This is a genomic window from Acidobacteriota bacterium (assembly GCA_026707545.1).
GTDB lineage: Bacteria > Acidobacteriota > Thermoanaerobaculia > Multivoradales > Multivoraceae > Multivorans.
The window spans coordinates 142,747-158,981 of the sequence record JAPOWR010000004.1 but is presented as its reverse complement, the minus strand read 5'-3'; the positions used below and the strand labels follow the sequence as shown (position 1 = coordinate 158,981).

General features: G+C 68.1%; 17 protein-coding genes. 16 read left to right on the top strand and 1 reads right to left on the bottom strand.

Annotation, left to right across the window (positions count from 1 at the left end; all coding sequences use genetic code 11):
- Positions 1 to 14: 14 nt before the first annotated feature.
- A complete protein-coding gene (locus OXG83_15550) occupies positions 15 to 1,229 on the bottom strand; it encodes a tyrosine-type recombinase/integrase (GenBank protein ID MCY3966447.1) in 1,215 nt (404 codons plus the stop codon).
- Here OXG83_15550 and OXG83_15545 point away from each other — a divergent pair.
- From OXG83_15545 to OXG83_15470, 16 genes are all read left to right on the top strand, one after another.
- A complete protein-coding gene (locus OXG83_15545) occupies positions 1,228 to 2,568 on the top strand; it encodes a zincin-like metallopeptidase domain-containing protein (protein ID MCY3966446.1) in 1,341 nt (446 codons plus the stop codon). The genes OXG83_15550 and OXG83_15545 overlap by 2 nt on opposite strands.
- Before the next feature lie 5 nt (positions 2,569 to 2,573).
- Entirely contained in the window at positions 2,574 to 3,470 is an 897-nt protein-coding gene (locus tag OXG83_15540; GenBank protein MCY3966445.1) for a hypothetical protein, read from the top strand.
- Positions 3,467 to 3,643, top strand: coding sequence for a hypothetical protein (locus OXG83_15535; GenBank protein MCY3966444.1), 177 nt, complete (start codon positions 3,467 to 3,469; stop codon positions 3,641 to 3,643). Before OXG83_15540 ends, OXG83_15535 begins: the two co-directional genes overlap by 4 nt.
- A gap of 1 nt (position 3,644) precedes the next feature.
- Positions 3,645 to 3,950 (top strand): hypothetical protein, encoded by a 306-nt coding sequence (locus OXG83_15530; GenBank protein ID MCY3966443.1) that lies wholly within the window; start codon positions 3,645 to 3,647, stop codon positions 3,948 to 3,950.
- Between the two features lie 4 nt (positions 3,951 to 3,954).
- Positions 3,955 to 4,272, top strand: coding sequence for a hypothetical protein (locus OXG83_15525; protein MCY3966442.1), 318 nt, complete (start codon positions 3,955 to 3,957; stop codon positions 4,270 to 4,272).
- Between the two features lie 33 nt (positions 4,273 to 4,305).
- Entirely contained in the window at positions 4,306 to 4,626 is a 321-nt protein-coding gene (locus OXG83_15520; protein ID MCY3966441.1) for a TrbC/VirB2 family protein, read from the top strand.
- A 14-nt stretch (positions 4,627 to 4,640) separates the two neighbouring features.
- Positions 4,641 to 4,802, top strand: coding sequence for a hypothetical protein (locus tag OXG83_15515; GenBank protein ID MCY3966440.1), 162 nt, complete (start codon positions 4,641 to 4,643; stop codon positions 4,800 to 4,802).
- Positions 4,787 to 5,101, top strand: a complete 315-nt coding sequence (locus OXG83_15510) for a VirB3 family type IV secretion system protein (protein ID MCY3966439.1) — start codon at positions 4,787 to 4,789, stop codon at positions 5,099 to 5,101. The genes OXG83_15515 and OXG83_15510 overlap by 16 nt, the downstream gene beginning before the upstream one ends.
- On the top strand, positions 5,098 to 7,521 hold the full coding sequence (locus tag OXG83_15505) for a type IV secretion system DNA-binding domain-containing protein (protein ID MCY3966438.1): 2,424 nt from the start codon (positions 5,098 to 5,100) through the stop codon (positions 7,519 to 7,521). Before OXG83_15510 ends, OXG83_15505 begins: the two co-directional genes overlap by 4 nt.
- A gap of 6 nt (positions 7,522 to 7,527) precedes the next feature.
- Entirely contained in the window at positions 7,528 to 8,370 is an 843-nt protein-coding gene (locus OXG83_15500; GenBank protein ID MCY3966437.1) for a TrbG/VirB9 family P-type conjugative transfer protein, read from the top strand.
- Positions 8,370 to 9,686 (top strand): TrbI/VirB10 family protein, encoded by a 1,317-nt coding sequence (locus OXG83_15495; GenBank protein ID MCY3966436.1) that lies wholly within the window; start codon positions 8,370 to 8,372, stop codon positions 9,684 to 9,686. The genes OXG83_15500 and OXG83_15495 overlap by 1 nt, the downstream gene beginning before the upstream one ends.
- Positions 9,683 to 10,579 carry a hypothetical protein gene (locus tag OXG83_15490; protein ID MCY3966435.1) on the top strand — a complete coding sequence of 299 codons (897 nt, stop codon included), beginning with the start codon at positions 9,683 to 9,685 and terminating at the stop codon, positions 10,577 to 10,579. Before OXG83_15495 ends, OXG83_15490 begins: the two co-directional genes overlap by 4 nt.
- A 146-nt stretch (positions 10,580 to 10,725) precedes the next feature.
- Positions 10,726 to 11,820, top strand: a complete 1,095-nt coding sequence (locus OXG83_15485; GenBank protein ID MCY3966434.1) for a type IV secretion system protein — start codon at positions 10,726 to 10,728, stop codon at positions 11,818 to 11,820.
- Complete coding sequence (locus OXG83_15480) at positions 11,817 to 12,470, top strand: VirB8/TrbF family protein (GenBank protein MCY3966433.1); 654 nt, start codon at positions 11,817 to 11,819, stop codon at positions 12,468 to 12,470. The genes OXG83_15485 and OXG83_15480 overlap by 4 nt, the downstream gene beginning before the upstream one ends.
- 2 nt (positions 12,471 to 12,472) lie before the next feature.
- Positions 12,473 to 13,441, top strand: a complete 969-nt coding sequence (locus tag OXG83_15475) for a hypothetical protein (GenBank protein ID MCY3966432.1) — start codon at positions 12,473 to 12,475, stop codon at positions 13,439 to 13,441.
- 337 nt (positions 13,442 to 13,778) lie between these two features.
- The gene (locus tag OXG83_15470) at positions 13,779 to 16,214 is read left to right on the top strand and encodes a TraM recognition domain-containing protein (GenBank protein MCY3966431.1); all 2,436 of its coding nucleotides are present in this window, start codon (positions 13,779 to 13,781) and stop codon (positions 16,212 to 16,214) included.
- Positions 16,215 to 16,235: the final 21 nt, after the last annotated feature.

Below are 16,235 nucleotides of genomic sequence, written 5' to 3'. Positions count from 1 at the left end.
GCTCTCGGAGTGGTTCAGACGGAGATTCGTCCGACGAGGTTACGGGTGACGCGGCGCCTCCGGCGGTCGTAGACCTGGGTGGTCGAGGGGTGGGAATGGCCCGCGAGGTGCTGGACTTCCTCGATCGGCACGTCCTGACTCAGGAGATCGGTGACCACCATGACGCGGAAGCTGTGCGGCGTGATGATGTCAGGCAAGCCGGCGTCATGGAGGCGTCGCTTGAGAAGCGTGCGGATGGTCCACGGCTGAATGCCACGGTTCGTGAAGCCTGTAGCGGTGGAGTGGGACATCGTGCGAAAGAGCGGAGCTCTCTTGGGGCCGCCTTCCGGCACCGCAGCCGCCATGTACTCGGAAACCCATTGATCGAGGTCTAAGCGGAGGGGTATCTCGCGCTCCTTCCCGCGCTTCTCCCGGAAGACGAACGATCGACGATCTCCGTAGTCGCGGAGATCTTGGAGCCGGAGTCGGGCTACCGCACCCACGCGCTGGCCCGTGTAGGTCAAGGTACCCAGTATCGCGCGATCGCGGAGCCCCACCGGCCTGGCAGTGTCGAGAGAGTCGAGGAGCTGTCGAGCTTGCGGGACAGTGATCTCGGGCGTTTTACCCTCACGGGTTTCGCGTCGTGGCCCGCGGACGGAGCGAAAAGGGTTGAGCATCACGGCATGACGCGTCACGAGCACGTCGAAGAACTGGCGTAGGGCGGCTATCGCGAGCTTCTGGACCGACACGGATGGAAGGCTGTCGATAAACCTGGCGGCGTCGCCAGGCGCAACGGAACGCAGGTCAAGCTCGTGATCCCTACACCACTCTAGGAAGAGCATCACGGGGCGCTGGTAGGCCCGGCGGGTGTGGGCGTTTCGGATCCTCGCGGTGAAGAACTCGTCGGCGGCAAAGAGAGCAGCGGGACCGGCTTGACGTAGACCCTCGGGGTAGTCCTGAGAGTCGCGGCGAACGACTTCCTCAGGTCTGTCAAGCAGCACGGTCATGTGGCGATAATCGACTTTATCGCACCCGGAAACACCGAACTCCAAGACATCGACGGCCAGCCGGTAATCGAGGCCCTCACCGAAGAAGGTCTCGCCACCGCCCTGAGCGCCTCGCTCTCGACCGGCATCCTCGTCGCTGTCTCCCCGGGTCTCGCCGAACGCTTCGGCCTCGTCGATCATACCGACGGCAGCGCCGAGTTCGCCGACGTCCTCCACGCCGACATCGACGCGGGCTCCTGACATGGCCCCCTCCAAAGACCGCGTCGGCGAGTACCACAAGACGTTCGCCCGCCAGATCATCCGGCAACTGAAGGAGGGAACGGCCCCCTTCCAGAAGCCCTGGAAGCCCGGCGAGCGCTCCCTGCCGGAGAACCTCGCAACCGGCCGGCGCTACGCGGGAGGCAACAGCCTCTACCTCGGCGTCGCCGCCCAGATGAAGGGCTACACCGACAACCGATGGGCCACCTACCGCCAGATCAGAGAGGCCGGCGGCCACGTCCAGCGGGGCGAACGGGCCACTCAGATCCTCTTCTTCTCCACCACCAAGCTCGTCCCCGCCAAGGACGACCAGGGAAACCCCAAGCTCAACGATGCCAGCGAACCGGTCTACACCGTCCTCGAACGTCCCAAGCCGTTCGTCCGCACCTACTCAGTATTCAACGCCGAACAGACCGGCGGCCTCCCCGAGCGACCGCCCGCCACGGCTCCCCCCGAATGGGAGGGCCACGCCGCGGCCGACGCCATCATCGAGACCAGCGGCGTCACCGTCAAACACCAAGCCGGCGACCGCGCCTACTACAACCTCCGTACCGACGAAGTTGTCCTGCCTGAACCCGGCCAGTTCCCCAGCACCGGCAGCTACTACCAGACCGCGATCCACGAGCTCGGCCACGCAACCGGCCACCCCGATCGCCTCAACCGCAACACCCTCGGCAAGAAGTTCGGCAGCCCCGAGTACGCGAGGGAGGAGCTCCGCGCCGAGATCGCCGCGATGATGACCGGCGAGAAGATCGGCCTGGGCCACGAACCCCAGAACGACAGCGCCGCCTACGTCGCTAGCTGGGTAAAGGCGCTCGAAGACGACCCCAGGGAGATCTACCGCGCCGCCGCTGACGCGGAGCGGATCTCCCGATACTTGATCGAGCCCGCGCGCGAGCGCATCGAACAGCTCGAGCGACGCGAAGGAGTCGAGCCGACTCAGGCTCTGGAGGCAGCAGCGGCCCAACAGCAAGCCGCCACCCGCTTCAACGAGAACATCTCGCGCGCGGCTGAGGCCGCGCTGGACGTCCTGCGCCCCAACGGCAACGAGGACCGCCCGCCCGAGAAGTTGATCCGCGACCTCCAGGCCGTCCACTTGACCGCCTCGCAGAACATCTACACACCGAAGACGGCCGACTTCCGCGGTCTTCGCGATGACCTGGAGAACCACGCGATCGACGCCCAATCGCTCAGTTCAGACGAGCGCAAGGCCGTCCTCACCGTCGCCAACAGCTTCGCCAACCAGGCCCAGAACCACGCGCTTCACGACCGGGCGATCGCCGAACGAGCGCACGGCCGGGACGTCGGACCCACTCGCGGGTAGATCCGATGACCCGCTTCTCCGACGCCAGAGCGGAGCTTCGGCAGGCCCAGCGGCCGCCGTCTCGAGAACGAGGCCACCGCCGCGAGCTCGCCGGCCGGGAGCCTGAGCGCCGCTCCTTCCAGGACCGGCTCCAGGCGTCTCTGGTGGACGTAGCCGTCCATCGCGCCGTCGCCTCACGCGACCTGATCGACCGCCAGTTCGACGGCCATCTCTTCGCCGGCCGTCGCGGCATCGACAACCTCAAGAAGGCCGGCCTGGTCGAGGAGCACGAACTCCCAGACACCAAGACCGCTCGGGTCACCAACGTCCTCACGGCGACACCGGCAGGCGAACGCCTCGCCAGCGACGTCGCCCCTTTGCGCGGCTGGGCCTCCGACCAACGCACCTGGAGCGGTCTGGGCAAGAGCGCCGACCTGAAGCACGACCTCGCTCTCTACCGGGCCGTCGCCGCGGCGCGTGAACGCCTGGCCGAACGTGGTCTCCACCTGCGACGAGTCCTGCTTGACGCCGAGATGCGCAGCGAGATCATGAAACGCACCGAGGCCGTCCGCACAGCGCGCGGCCGTGACGCGGCCGACGCCCTGCGCGAGGAGATCGCCGCGCGACTTCAACTGCCCCTTGACGACAAGGGAGCGATCCTCTGGCCCGACGCCCAGATCGAGGTCGCCCGCGAGCCGGACGGCCCCACGGAAGGCCGGGTCAACATCGAGATCACCACCGAGCACTACACCCGCGCTTCGATTGCCGCGAAGAGCGCAGCCGGCTTCGCTCTCTTCGCGTCCAGCCCCAGGGCCGCCCGCCACCTGGCGGGTGCGCTACGCGGCCTCTCCTCTCCGAGCAGCGGCTCCGCCAATAGCGGCGGACGCCGCGGCGGCATCGAGGACGGCCTCCTCGACCTATGACCGGCGAACTCCCTCTTCTCGGCACCGAAACCGGCCCCGTGGCGCACGTCGTGGCCGTTCTGACGCTTCTTGTCCCGTTTCGCGTCTATCTCGACGCCCCTTGTCCCGACCGCCCCCTCGACGCGGCCCAGCGAGCCTGGGCCCGCGTCACTGGCCGCAACAAGGACCATTGACATGGGCTATCCCGCCATCCCGCTCGCCAGGTTGCTCCAGGACACTCTGAGCGGCTGGTCGCTGTACGCCTGCTTCGCTCTGGTCCTCGCCGTCGCCGTGGCCGTTGCCGTCGCGGAGCGCCGGGAACGCCGCCGCCTGGAGCGCGATCTAGCTGTCGCACGCCGGCTGCCGGCTCTACCCCGGACCTGGACCCCGCAGCCGCCGCCAGAACGTGGGGCCGCCCGCCTCTGGCTGTTCCCGATCGTCGCGATCGCCCTCGGGCTGATCGTCGGCGTCTGGTCCATCTGGAACGTCCTCAGCGACTGATCCCGTGCATACCTGGCGCATCAGCTTCGGCGTGACCCTCTCCCTGACAGCGATCCTCGCCTTCTACGCCTTGGCGCGCTTGGACTTCCTCGCGCCCCATGGCCGCTTCATCCTTCAGGAGTACTGGCTACCCATCACGCTCTACACCTTCCTCGCCGCGGCCACCTTCATGGTTGCCCTGGAGGCCGTGCTGCGCCGTCTGGGCCTGCACGACGTGGGCAGGAAGGTCGACCTGGTCGAACGCTCTTTCCGCCGTGGGGAGGGCGACCCGGACTTGACGCGGCGCCTCGCCGATCAAGAGCAAGGCGAGTTCGTCGAGTAGACCCGACAAACCCCCTAACAAGGAGGACATCCCATGACCCCGGAAACCGTCGACGCGAAGCCGCAGGCTCCGCCTTCTCGACTCCAGAGCCTCTCCATTCGGTTCACGACGCTCCTCTTCCTCGTTCCCGCCCTGGCCATGGCCCAGGGCACCAGCCCGTGGCAGACCGCCGTCACCCGGCTCCAGACCGTCTTCACCGGTCCGATCGCTCGAGGCCTGAGCCTCGTGGCCCTCGTGATCGGCGGCTTGATGTTCGCCTTCGGCGAAGGCGGCTCGAAGAAGCTCCTGGCCGGAATCATCTTCGGCCTGGGCATGACGATGGGCGCGGCGAACTTCCTCAACTGGCTCTTCTGAGCGGAGCGAGTTGGATGCCCGAAGTCGTCGCTCTCCTCCCCTCCCCGGCGTTCATGGTCTTCGCCACGAACTCTCTCCTCGCCGCCTTCAGCTACACACGTCGGCGCCGGTTCCCCGCGGCCCTCGCCATGGCCGCGCTCTCCACCGGTCTGACTGACCTATGGGCCGGTTCCTAGCTTCCCTCTTGCGCGGCGAAACACCCTGGTACGGCCACCCGGCGCTCTCACGCCCCATGAAGATTCTGGGCGTGGAACGCCGGTGGTTTCTCCTCTCCATGACGCTCGGTCTGGGCGTCTGGAACGGCCTCAACTCGATCATCACCGGAGCGCTGATCTTCGCGGTCCTCTACGTGGCCGGCTTTCTCGCCTGGAAGCGCGATCCCAACATGCTCTCGATCCTTGCGAAGGCCGGCTCCAGCCGCACCCGCTACGACGCCGGCAAACCGTCCACCTGGCACCTCCATCTCATCGAATGAACCTGGACGCTGAACGCGCCAACTACGAGGCCGCCGGCAGCCTCGCCGAGGAGCTTCCCTATTGGGGCTGGCTCCAGGACCACCCGTTCTGCCTTACCCGCAACGGCGAACTCCTCGCCGTCGCCGCCCTCTCCCCGGCCGTCGTCGACGGCCGCACTCCGCAGCAGATGGACGAGGTTCTCCGTCGCTGGCTCCGGCTCCTCAGCAGCCTCGATCCCCACACCCGTCTCTACTTCTATCTCCTCCGCCGCCCCGGCCGGCTCTCGCCGATCGAGGGTCTGGACGGCATCGCCGCCCTCTCCCAGGAGAAACGGCGGCGCTTTCTCGAGCGCCGCGTCCAGGACCTCCGCGCCTACGTCGTGTGGTCCCATGACGCCCAACTCAAGAGCAACGCCCGCTCCGGCAACGCCGGCGTCCTCACGGCCGCCCAGGAGTGGATCAAGAACCGCACCAAGCCGGACGAGTGCGCCTTCCTGCTACGCCATGTCACCGACGCGGCCGAACGCTTCCGTCAGCTCGTCGACGCCTCCGCCGCGCTCGCTTCCGACGTCACCCCTATCCGGCTGTTGCCCGCGGCCGAGGCCACCGGCGTCCTTTCCGAGCTGGTCAACCGGCCTGGTCAACCCTGGCACGGCGACCACATCGCGAGCGCCCTGAACTGGCGACTCGGCCTGTCCCAGCTCGAAGCCGAGCGGCGCTTCCTCCGCCTAGACGGACAGCCCCTCATCCTCTACAACCTGACTTCGCCCCCCGTTCAGGCCAGGGCGAACCTGTTAGCCGAGCTCTACCGCCTCGAAGCGACCCTCACCGTCTCGCTCGAGTGGCGGCCGCAACCCCTCGCCGCCTCGCGGCGCAAGATCCGGAGCGTCCAACGGCACTACTTCAGCAAGCGCTACTCGATGGTCGCCCACATGCAGGACGCCCAGGGTACGGCCGCCGCCATGGTCGACTCCGCGGCGGACGCGGAATCGGCCCGGATCGCTCACGCTCTCGTCGAACTCGAAACCGAGGGCGTCGCCTACGGCGACATCTCCCTCAACATCGCGCTCCACGGCGACGACCTGGCCCAGATCGAGGCCCTGGACGCCGACCTCTTCCGCATCTTCGGCGCCGCGGACGCCAAGCTGATCCGCGAAGGCTTCGGGCAGCTTCCCGCCTGGTGGAGCCGCTTGCCCGGCCAACCTCGAAAGCGCCAGATCCGGACCGTCTTCAGCAGCGCCGGCGTCGCTGCGTGCCTAGCGCCCCTCTTTGGCCCGCCCCCTGGCCAGGCCGAATGCAAACACCTCCGAAAGCCCGCCATGGCCACCTTCGAAACGCCCTGGCGCACCCCTTACCACTACGACCTCTTCGGCGGCAGCGACGTGGGTCACACCCTCATCCTGGGCGCCACCGGAGCCGGCAAGAGCTTCGCCTTGAACTTCCTCCTCGTGCAGTCCCAGCACTACGGCCCGCGCGTCCTCGTGCTCGACCTGGGCGGCTCCTACAAGTGGCTGACCGACTTCCTCGGCGGCGGCTACCTGGAGCTCAACCCCGACGCCGCCGGCGACGAGCTCGCGCTCAAGCCCTTCAGCCTCCCGGCCGGCGAGCGCACCTTCAGCTTTCTCACCGGCTGGGTCAGCCGTCTCCTCCGAATCGGCGGCTACACGCTCAGAGGAGCCGACACAACCGAGATCCGCGAGCGCATCGAGGACCTCTACCAGGCCGCCGATCCCCGCGAGCGCACCCTCTCCAACCTGGTAAGCACCATGCCCTCCGGCATGTGGCCGGCCATGAGCCGCTGGCACGGCGAGGGGGTCTGGGCCAAGTTCTTCGACGGGGGCGGAGAAGACACCCTCGAACTCGCCGACTGGCAGGTCATTGACCTCGCCGGCGCCGCAGAGCACGACGACCTCTGCGAGGCCGCGCTCTTCTTCCTCCTCGAACGCCTCCGCCTCGCCCTGGACGATCCGGCCGAGGCCGGCCGCGTCAAGCTCATGGTGGTCGACGAGGCCTGGCGCTATCTGAACGATCGCGCCGTCCTCACCTACCTGGCCGAAGCCGCGAAGACCTGGCGCAAGCGCAACGCCGCGTTGGTCCTGGCGACCCAGAGCGCCGTCGACCTGACCGACACCGATGGCGCCCAGGCCCTCCTTGAATCCCTCCCAACCAAGCTCTTCCTCGCGAATCCCGACCTACCCGACAGCGTTCAGACAACCTTCCGCCTGAACGACACGGAAATGCAGACCATCCGCGGCCTGCTACCGAAGCGCGAGCTCTACCTGCGCCGCGCCCAAGAGGCCGGCGTCGTCCGCCTCGAAGTCGATCCCGAGTCCTACTGGCTCTACACCAGCTCGCCCGTCGACAGCGAACGGAGAGCGGAGGCCGTCGCTCAGCACGGCCTCGCCGGCGCGCTGGAGGTCCTGGCAAACCAACGGAGGTAACACCCCTTGTACATCCCGCCCACCATCACGGCAGTCGTTGCTTTCCTCTCCGCTCTTCCCCTGGTCGCCCAGAACGACGCCCACATCCTCCGCATCGATCCTTCCACCGAGGAGGTCTGGCGACTCAGCACCCGCGTACGACACACGACCGTCATCACCCTCCCGGCCGGCGAGAACATCCTCGACTTCGTCGTCGGCGACCTGGAGTACTGGCACCTCAGCGGAAGTGCCAATGTCGCCTTCCTCAAGCCCACCGACGAAGGCGTCGCCACGAACGTCGCCCTGGTCTGTGAATCCGGCCGGATCTACCCGTTCCTGGTCTCCGAATCCTCCGAGACGCCGCCCCACCTCATCGTCCGCCTGGACGACACCGAGGAGGAACCCGCCACCGCCGCCGCTGAAGCCCACCGCCCGGCTTTCGTCGCGGCCGACCAGGTCGCCTCCTACCAGGCCATGGCCCGGGCAGCCGCCGAGGCCGCCGCTGACCACCGGCGGACCGCCGCCGAGGAGATCGCCGCGGCGAAGGCCGACGCGGTTGACCGGGTCAACGGTTTCCGCGCCGAGTACCCCACTCGCGTCCGCTTCCCTTACCGGCTCCAGGACAAGGCCAAGCGCTGGCCCTTCCTTGTCGAAGCGATGTGGCACGACGGCCAGTTCACCTACCTCCGCAGCCTTGCGCAGGAGTCGCCGGCTCTCTACGAACGCAAGGACGGACAGCCGTCCCTCATTCCCTACGACCTGACCGAGGACGGGCTCTACGTCGTTCGACGCGTCGTCGGCGCCGGCTGGCTCCAGATGGGCAAGCAGCGCGCTGCCTGGACTTTCGACGAGCCCCAGCCTCTCCAGTAGTGCCCGACTGGAAACAGATCGTCGCGAGGCCGGCCGGCGCACTGCCGGCCAACCTCATGAACCGCGCGGTTGCCATCCTCGCAGTGGTCCTCGTCGTCGTGATCGTCGCCGCCACCATTGGCGGCGGCGCCGGCAGCGAGGAAGACGTCCCCGATCCCACGCAGGAGATGGTCGACCAGGGCGCGGTCGACGCCGACGTCGAGGAACGCCTCGGCAGCGAGGTCGAGAACCAACGGCGGCAAGCCGCCTTGCAACTGGCACAGACAGAGCTTGATGCCCAGCGCGAGGCGGTTCGCGAGGCGAACATCAACCTCCTGCAGCCGGATCCGGATCCCGGCCAGAGGATCCTCGAACGCCTCGCCGGCATCGCTCCCGAGGAGGAGGGCGACCCCCAGAAGTCCGACGTATTCTCTCCCGAGGAGGCGGAGCTTCGCCTCAAGCTCCACCTTGAGTCCATCGAGCGGCGCCAACGCTCCCTGCTCGCCGCCCCCGTAGCCCACTCGGTCCGCGTCGCTGACGCGGACCGGCCGAGCGCCGAGCCCGAGCACGAAGCACGGTCCCGGGATCGCCTCGACAGCCTCTATGACGCCATCAGCGCCGCCGCGAGACAGCAACAGTCGCCCGTCGACGCCCTTCTCGAGGCCGCCACGGAGCCGCAAGGCGGCACCCTGGACGTTCCCCTCCCCGACTCCAACAATCTCCCTACCTACGAACGTCCGGAGCGCGTGATCGCCTCTGACGACCCGGAGGGCTTCCACCGCATTCACGAGGGCTCCTTCGTCGAAGCCGTCCTCGTCACCCAGCTAAGCGGGGACTTTCCAAGTCCCGTCGCGGCCGTCGTCGCTGTGCCTTTCTACAGCGCCGATCGCCAGACCGTCCTCATTCCCCGTGGCAGCCGCTTCATCGGCACCGTTCAGGCGGTCCGCGACCAGAACCAGAGTCGTCTCGCGGTCGGTTTCCACCGCCTGGTGTTCCCCGACGGCCGTTGGGCCGCTCTCCGTTTCCAGGGCCTCAACCAGATCGGCGAAGGCGCGCTCAAGGACCAGGTCGACCGGCACTACCTGAGCACCTTCCTCGCCGCCGGCGGCGTCGGCTTGTTGAGCGGCCTTGCGGCCGCCGGCACCAATCCCTACGCCGGCACGCAGGAGCAGTTCCAGCTAGGTGCCGCACGGAGCTTCTCGGAAACCGGAATGCAGATCATGGACCGCTTCCTCAACCGGTTGCCCACCATCACCATCCGCGCCGGCCACCGCCTGCGGGTCTGGTTCACCGCGGACCTTCTCCTTCCACCCCAACCCATAGGAGCCGACCAATGAAGAACCGTCCCCGTCTACTCCGCGCGGTAGCCGCCCTCCTACCTTTCCTCATCGTCCTGGCGACTCTCCCGGCGTCCGGCCTTCTGGGCAGCCTCTCCGGTGTCGCCAGCGAGATCACGCAGATCCTCAACGTCGCAGAGAACGCCTTGAGCGCCGTCGAGACCGCGGCCACCGCCGCGGAAGCCGCGAACACAGTCCTCGAACTCAAGGACCAAATCCAGCAGGACCTAGACCAGGCCATGGGCCGCGTCGGTGCCCTTGTCGAGCGCTTCGAAGACCTCAGCAGTGATCCCATGAGCCTGATCGAGGACTCCGCCGGCATCACCTGGGCTGGCGACTTCAACGGTGCACCGCTTCAAGTCCTCAACGCCATGGCCGACATGCAAGACGCCACGGGCAACTCCCTGCTGACCCACTTCCGGCAGGAGCTCGCCACGGCCGACACCGTTTCCCGGCAACGGTACGCGCGCACCTTCCGCGACGTCCCGAGCGCCTCCAACAACTGGCTCGCCCAGCGCCAACGCGCGGACCGCGCGCTGGTCGCCGACTACCTCGTCCTCGACAGTGCCGAACGCGTCGTCGAACTGATCGGCAACGCTTCCGAGTCGGTCGCGCGGAGCCGCCAGCAGACGAACCTGAGCGAGACCGCCCTCGCCCAGGAACAGCATGCGAATGCACTTACCAAGACCGAGATCGACATGGCAGTAGCCCAGCTTCTCGCCCACAACGCGGCGCGCGACATGCTGGCCCAGACCGCTCAGGTCCGGGAGCACCGGGAACAACTAGAGGCCTGGGTCGCCGCTGAGCGCGCGGAGCGACGGCGAGCCGATCGCGCTCAGAACCGCGTCCGCGGCCAGGGGAACGCCTGGAGCCGGGCCTTCCGGCTCAACTAGCGGCATACCCGATGCCCTCCCTCTCTACACTCCCGTCCACGCCCCGCGAGGCGAGGGCTGCCTCCGCGCAACGTCGCCCAGGCAGGCCCTATCCACGCCGGCCGCGCGTTCCCCGCGTTGCGCGGCGCTTCCCGGCGACTCGCGCCTTGCGGCGCAACTCATGCGCACGATCCGGAACTGAAGCGTCCCGCCGACCCCTGCCGCTCATCCTGGCGGTCGCCGGCATCCTCCTCCTGACCGCTCCCCCTGCCCTCGCTCAACCAGGAACGCCCAACGTCAACGAAAACAACGTCGGTCAACTTCCTCAGTTCGTCGACACCGCCATCAACATCGTGCTCTCCGGCGCCGCGCAGAACACGATCCTCGGATGGGGCAACGGCCTCGCCCGCGGCATCGCTCTCATCCTGATCGTCTGGACCGGCGCTCGCATCGCCCTGAGCGGCACCTTCCAGGCGTGGGAGCTCATCAAGTTCATCCTCACTCTCTCCCTCCCTGTGGGCCTGCTCCAGTTCTACGCCACGCCCTTCGCCGGCGGCTTCTCCTTTCCCGAGCTGATCACCGCGCAGGGGAACGCGATCACCGCGCTCTTCGGCACCGACATCCTCGCGCAAGGCATGGGCACCGTCATGGCCCTCGCCAGGGACCACTACAACATCGTCGCCGAGCAGGCCGGTTCCACCAATCTCTGGAACGCGGTCACGACCGGAGGCCGGCAGGTCACCCACGTCGCCCTGCTCGCCGCCATCCTGGGCAGCTTCGTCCTCGGCATGGTGGTGGTGATCGCCCTCGCGCTCGCCCAGGTCATCTTCGCCAAGATCGCCGTCGCCGTCCTCGTCACCCTTGGCCCCATCTTCATCCCCTTCATGATCGTCCCGAAGATGGACTTCCTCTTCTGGGGCTGGTTCAAGGCGATGCTCCAGTACAGCCTCTACAGCGCGATCGCGGCGGCCATGATCGGTCTCTGGACCCGGATCATCATGGGCTTTTCGCGCGGCCTCTCGGCCACGGACTTCACCGTCCAGACCATGACCGCTGCTACCGGCGTCTGGCTCGTCCCCGTCTTCGGCGTCATCATCTGCGCCATCGTCTCCATCCTCAAGATCGGCGACATTGCCGGCATGATCGTCGGCGCCGGCAGCGACGGCGCCGGCTTTGTCGGTGGAGCCTTCATGGCCGGCCGCATCGTTGCCGCTCCCGCCCGGGTCGCCGCGGCGCCGCTCAAGGGAGGCCTTCCGGCATGAGCAAGCCGAATCCCGGCAAGGAATTCGCCGACGTGTGGGGCGAGCTGGTCGTCTCCAACCGGCACTTCCGCCTGGCCACATACGTCCTTGGGGCCGTCCTTCTCCTCCTCCTGATCGCGGTCGTCCGGCTCTCCAGCGTCGAGCTCCCCAAACCGATCGTGATCCGCGTCGACGAAGTGGGCCGTGCCGAGGCCCTGGCCTACGACGCGCTCGAAGCCCAGGCCGACCCCCTCGATCCGACGACGAAGTACTTCCTGGCCAGCTTCGTCAGTGACCACTTCAGCCGGCGCACGGCCACCGCTCAGACGGCCTGGGCCCGGTCGCTACGCTTCCTGGCCACCGGTCTCGCGGACGCCGCCTTCCGGCGCGACGGCCAGGCCGTCGCCGGCGTCGCGGCCGGCCTCGCCGAACAGGAGCGCCAGGTCGAGCGGGTGGCACTCTCCATCCGACCCCAACCAGACCCGCCTCATAGCGCTGCCGCCGACTTCGAACTCGTCATCCTCGAGGACGGCGAAGAGGTCTCACGCGAGCGCTGGAGCGTTTCCCTCCAGTTCACGTTCCTGCCCGAGGTTCCGCCGGATCTCCTCCCCGTCAACCCGATGGGCATCCTGGTGACCTACATCCAGGCCGACCAGGTCGTCGACTTCTGAACGTGGCGCTCAACGCCCCGGACGTTCCTCACCTGGCCGGCCGCCACGCCGCGCTCCGCGAGCTCGGTTTCCGACCGCACGAGGCCGCGTGGCTTGCCCTCGTGTGCCTCCACTCGGGCGTGTTCACCAGAACCCAGTTCACCGATCATCATCAATGCTCGCCGGCGACGGCCCGCACCTTCGCGCGTTCCCTGGTCGCCGCTGGCGTCGCGCGCGAGCATCCCCTGCCGAACATCGATACGAGGCTTCACTACACCCACGTGCACGGCCGCAGCCTCTACCGCGCGCTTGGCATCGAGAACGTCCGCCACCGCCGGGCGGCCGAGGACGTCGTCCTGTTCCGTCGTCTCCTCTCCCTCGACCACGTCATACGCCACCCGGACCTCCCCTGGCTCGCAAGTGAGCAGGAGAAGGTCGCCCACTTCACGGGCCGCGGCGTCCGCCGCGACCAACTTCCGAGCCGCCGCTACGGCGGCCCGAAGAAGCGCACCGTTCGCTACTTCGCGCTCAAGCTGCCGATCGCCGCCGACGAACAATCGGCGACGTTCGTCTACATCGACCCCGGCCGACAAACCGACCGGGAACTTCAGGGCTGGGCCGCCGAGCACCGCCCCCTCTGGAGCGGACTCCGCGCCCTCGGAACGGAGGTCCGCGTCGCTGCCGTGGCGCGGACTGTGGCGAAGCAGCACGAGCTCTCCCACAAGGTCGCCGCCTGGACCAACGACACGCCGGCGGCCGGGCAGCCGCTCACCCCGGAGGAGAGGCAAACGCTGGCCGATCTCAGAGCGGCCCTCCTCGCGGCCGACCCCGCCGGCTTCGACCAGTGGGGCGGCTTCGAGCCCGCCCGCCAACTCTCCATTCACCTTCGCCAGCGGGCCGAGGCAGAGGACTCAGGCCTCGCCTCCGCACCGGTGATCGACGCCTACTCGAGCCACCACGCTCGCGGCCTCTCGCCGCAAGGTCTGGCGTGACTCCGGGTCAACCAGCGGGTCGCACCAGGACTGAAAAAGGACAGCACCCCCCTTTTTCAGTTTTTCGGCGCGGCCTTTTTCGGTTTTCGTCTCTCGCCGCCACTTGCGGCAGTGTCCTTGAAACACAACGTGTTTCTCGGGCTCTGTTCCCGACATGCGCCCTGACGGGCGCAGCGACCCGACCGCTCCAGGCGGTCGGGTCGGGACGTGAGCGACCCCCCCTTCCGGCCGCCTGGAGCGGCACGGAAGGGTCTCCCTTTTTCAGCCCTGTTTTCAGTGCTGCGGGAGGGTCGCTCACGTCCAGATTGATCCCTGCGGGAAGGCTCGGACCGGAGCGATGACGACCCCGAACGGATCGGCGGCCGCGGCTCCGCCGCGTCTGATGGGCCGCCTACTCTGGCCGACTGCCGTAGGCGTCGGCGTTCTACTCTTGACGCTCCGCTTCGCCGCCTGGCCAACCCCTGGAAGCGTCGCCTGGCTCGACTCTCTCGCTTTACGAACCGACCTCGACTTCGCGGTGCTGCGCGCGGCCTGGTGGGCCACCCTCGCGGCCGCGCTCATCGTCGCGGCCGACCTGGTCCCCGCCGCGGTCCGCCGCGTTCTCGATCGCGGCGGCCGCGTCGCCGGCGCCGGTGTTCACCGCCGTCTCGGCCGACTCCTCCGTGGGCTGCGGGGCATCCTCACGCTCCGCCTGCTCGCCGCCCTGGCGGCCGGCTTCGGAGCGCTCCGGTGGGCCGGCCAGGTCCGGCCCTTCCCGGCTATCGGCGACGACCCGCTCCTCGATTTCATCCTGTACCACGACCCGGCCGCCCATGCCCTCTTCCGCGCCTGGCATCAGGCCGCTCCCGGCGTCCTCGCCTTTGGAGGGGTCCTTCTCCTCTCCGGCGCGGCCCGAGTCTGGCTCGGCTCCCGCACCGAGTCCGCCAGCCGCGGCCGCGGCGTCCTTCCCGCCTGGCCGGCATCCACCGACGACCAAGCTCCCTCCCTCGTCTTGGGTGAACTCCATCACCCGATCGAGCCCAGGGAGGCCAGTCGGCCGCGGTGGCTCAGGATCCCCGAGCGCGGTCTCTATACCGGAGTCGCCGTCTTCGGCGCCGTCGGTACCGGGAAGACCAGCGGCCTCATGCGCCCCGCCGCCGAGCAGCTCTTCTCCTGGCAAGCCCACGACCCGCAACGGCGCGCCGCGGGCCTCGTCCTCGAGGTCAAGGGCGACTTCTGCCACGACATCCGCCAGCTCCTCGCCGACAACGACCGCGAGGACGACTACGTCGAAATCGCCCTGGGCGGCCGCTGGCAGTGGAACCCCCTCGACTCCGACATGGACAGCTACAGCCTTGCCTACACCCTGGCCAACCTCCTCAACCAACTCTTCGGCAAGTCCAAGGACCCCTTCTGGCAGCAGGCGTCCACCAACCTCGTCCGGTGGATCATCGAACTCCACCGAGTCTTCCCCGATCCCTGGGTCACCCTCCGCGACGTCTATCGACTCACGATCGACGCTCAAGCCTTCCAGACGAAGATCACCGTCGCCCGGACCCTCTGCAACCCTTCGGCTTCCGAGCCCCGGATCCGGATCGGCGCTCAGGACATCGGCCACGCCGAACTTCCCGAAGGAACCTTCAAGCCCGACCGCGGCGGCTACATAGCCGCCGGCAGCGCCGAGCTCACGGAGCGCCTTGACCAGCTCGGCGTCCGCTGGGAGCCCGTGGCCCCGCGGGCCGCACCGCCGAACGACCGCCTGGCCAGGCTGGAAGCCGTCAACCGGTGGTACCAGAACGACTGGCTGACCCTCGACAACAAACTCCGCAGCTCCATCGTCGAGAACATCAGCGTCTTCCTCTCCATCTTCGACCTGCCCGACATCGCCAGGCTCTTCGCCCCGCCGTCTCCACTCGAAACCCCGGCCACGAACGCCCCTAATCTGCCCTGGACCCCCGGGGAAACGGTGCAAACAGCCCCCGAAACGGAGCCTTCTGACGCCGATCGCGACGAACAGGCCACCGAAACGGACGGCCGCGTCGCTGGCGGAACGCTCGCGCCGCTGCCGCCCCTGGCCGACCTCATCGAGGGAGGCAAGGTGGTCGCCCTCAACATGCCCGCGGGCGCCAATCCCGCTCTCGCGCGAGCCATCGGCGTCCTCCTCAAGAACGCCTGGCTCCAGACCCTGCTGAAGAGGCCGGCCCAGATGAAGCGCGATCCCGATCGCTACTTCCGGCCGGCCGTCTTCCTCTGCGACGAGTACCAGAGCTTCGCCACCGTCGGCGAGGACGATCCCTCAGGCGACGAGAAGTCCTTCGCCCTCACGCGCCAGTGCAAGTGCATTCCCATCGTCGCCACCCAGTCCATCGCCTCGCTGCGCTCCGTCCTCGCCGGCAACGACGCCTGGCGCACCCTCCTGCAGACGCTTCGCACCCGCATCTTCCTCACCCTCAGCGACGACAGCAGCGCCGATCTCGCCTCCAACATGTGCGGCAAGGTCGCCCGGCTCTCCCCCTCCTACTCCTTCTCCGAGTCGAGCAAGCCCGGCTTCTCCCTCGTCGCCGCCCGTCCGGGCGGCGGTCAGGGCGGCAGCCTGGGCGCCAGCAAGACCTACCGCGAGCAGCGCGAGCCCATGTTCCACCCGCGCACCTTCACGCTCCTCCAGAACTACCAGGCGATCGCCCTGCCCTACGACGGCTCGCGGTCCCTGCCCGCCACCAGGCTCTACCTCAAGCCGCACTACCTCCCGCACGACCGCTCCTACTGGCGGCAGCGCGACGCCGGCGAGATCTGAGATTCCGTAGCGACGATTCAC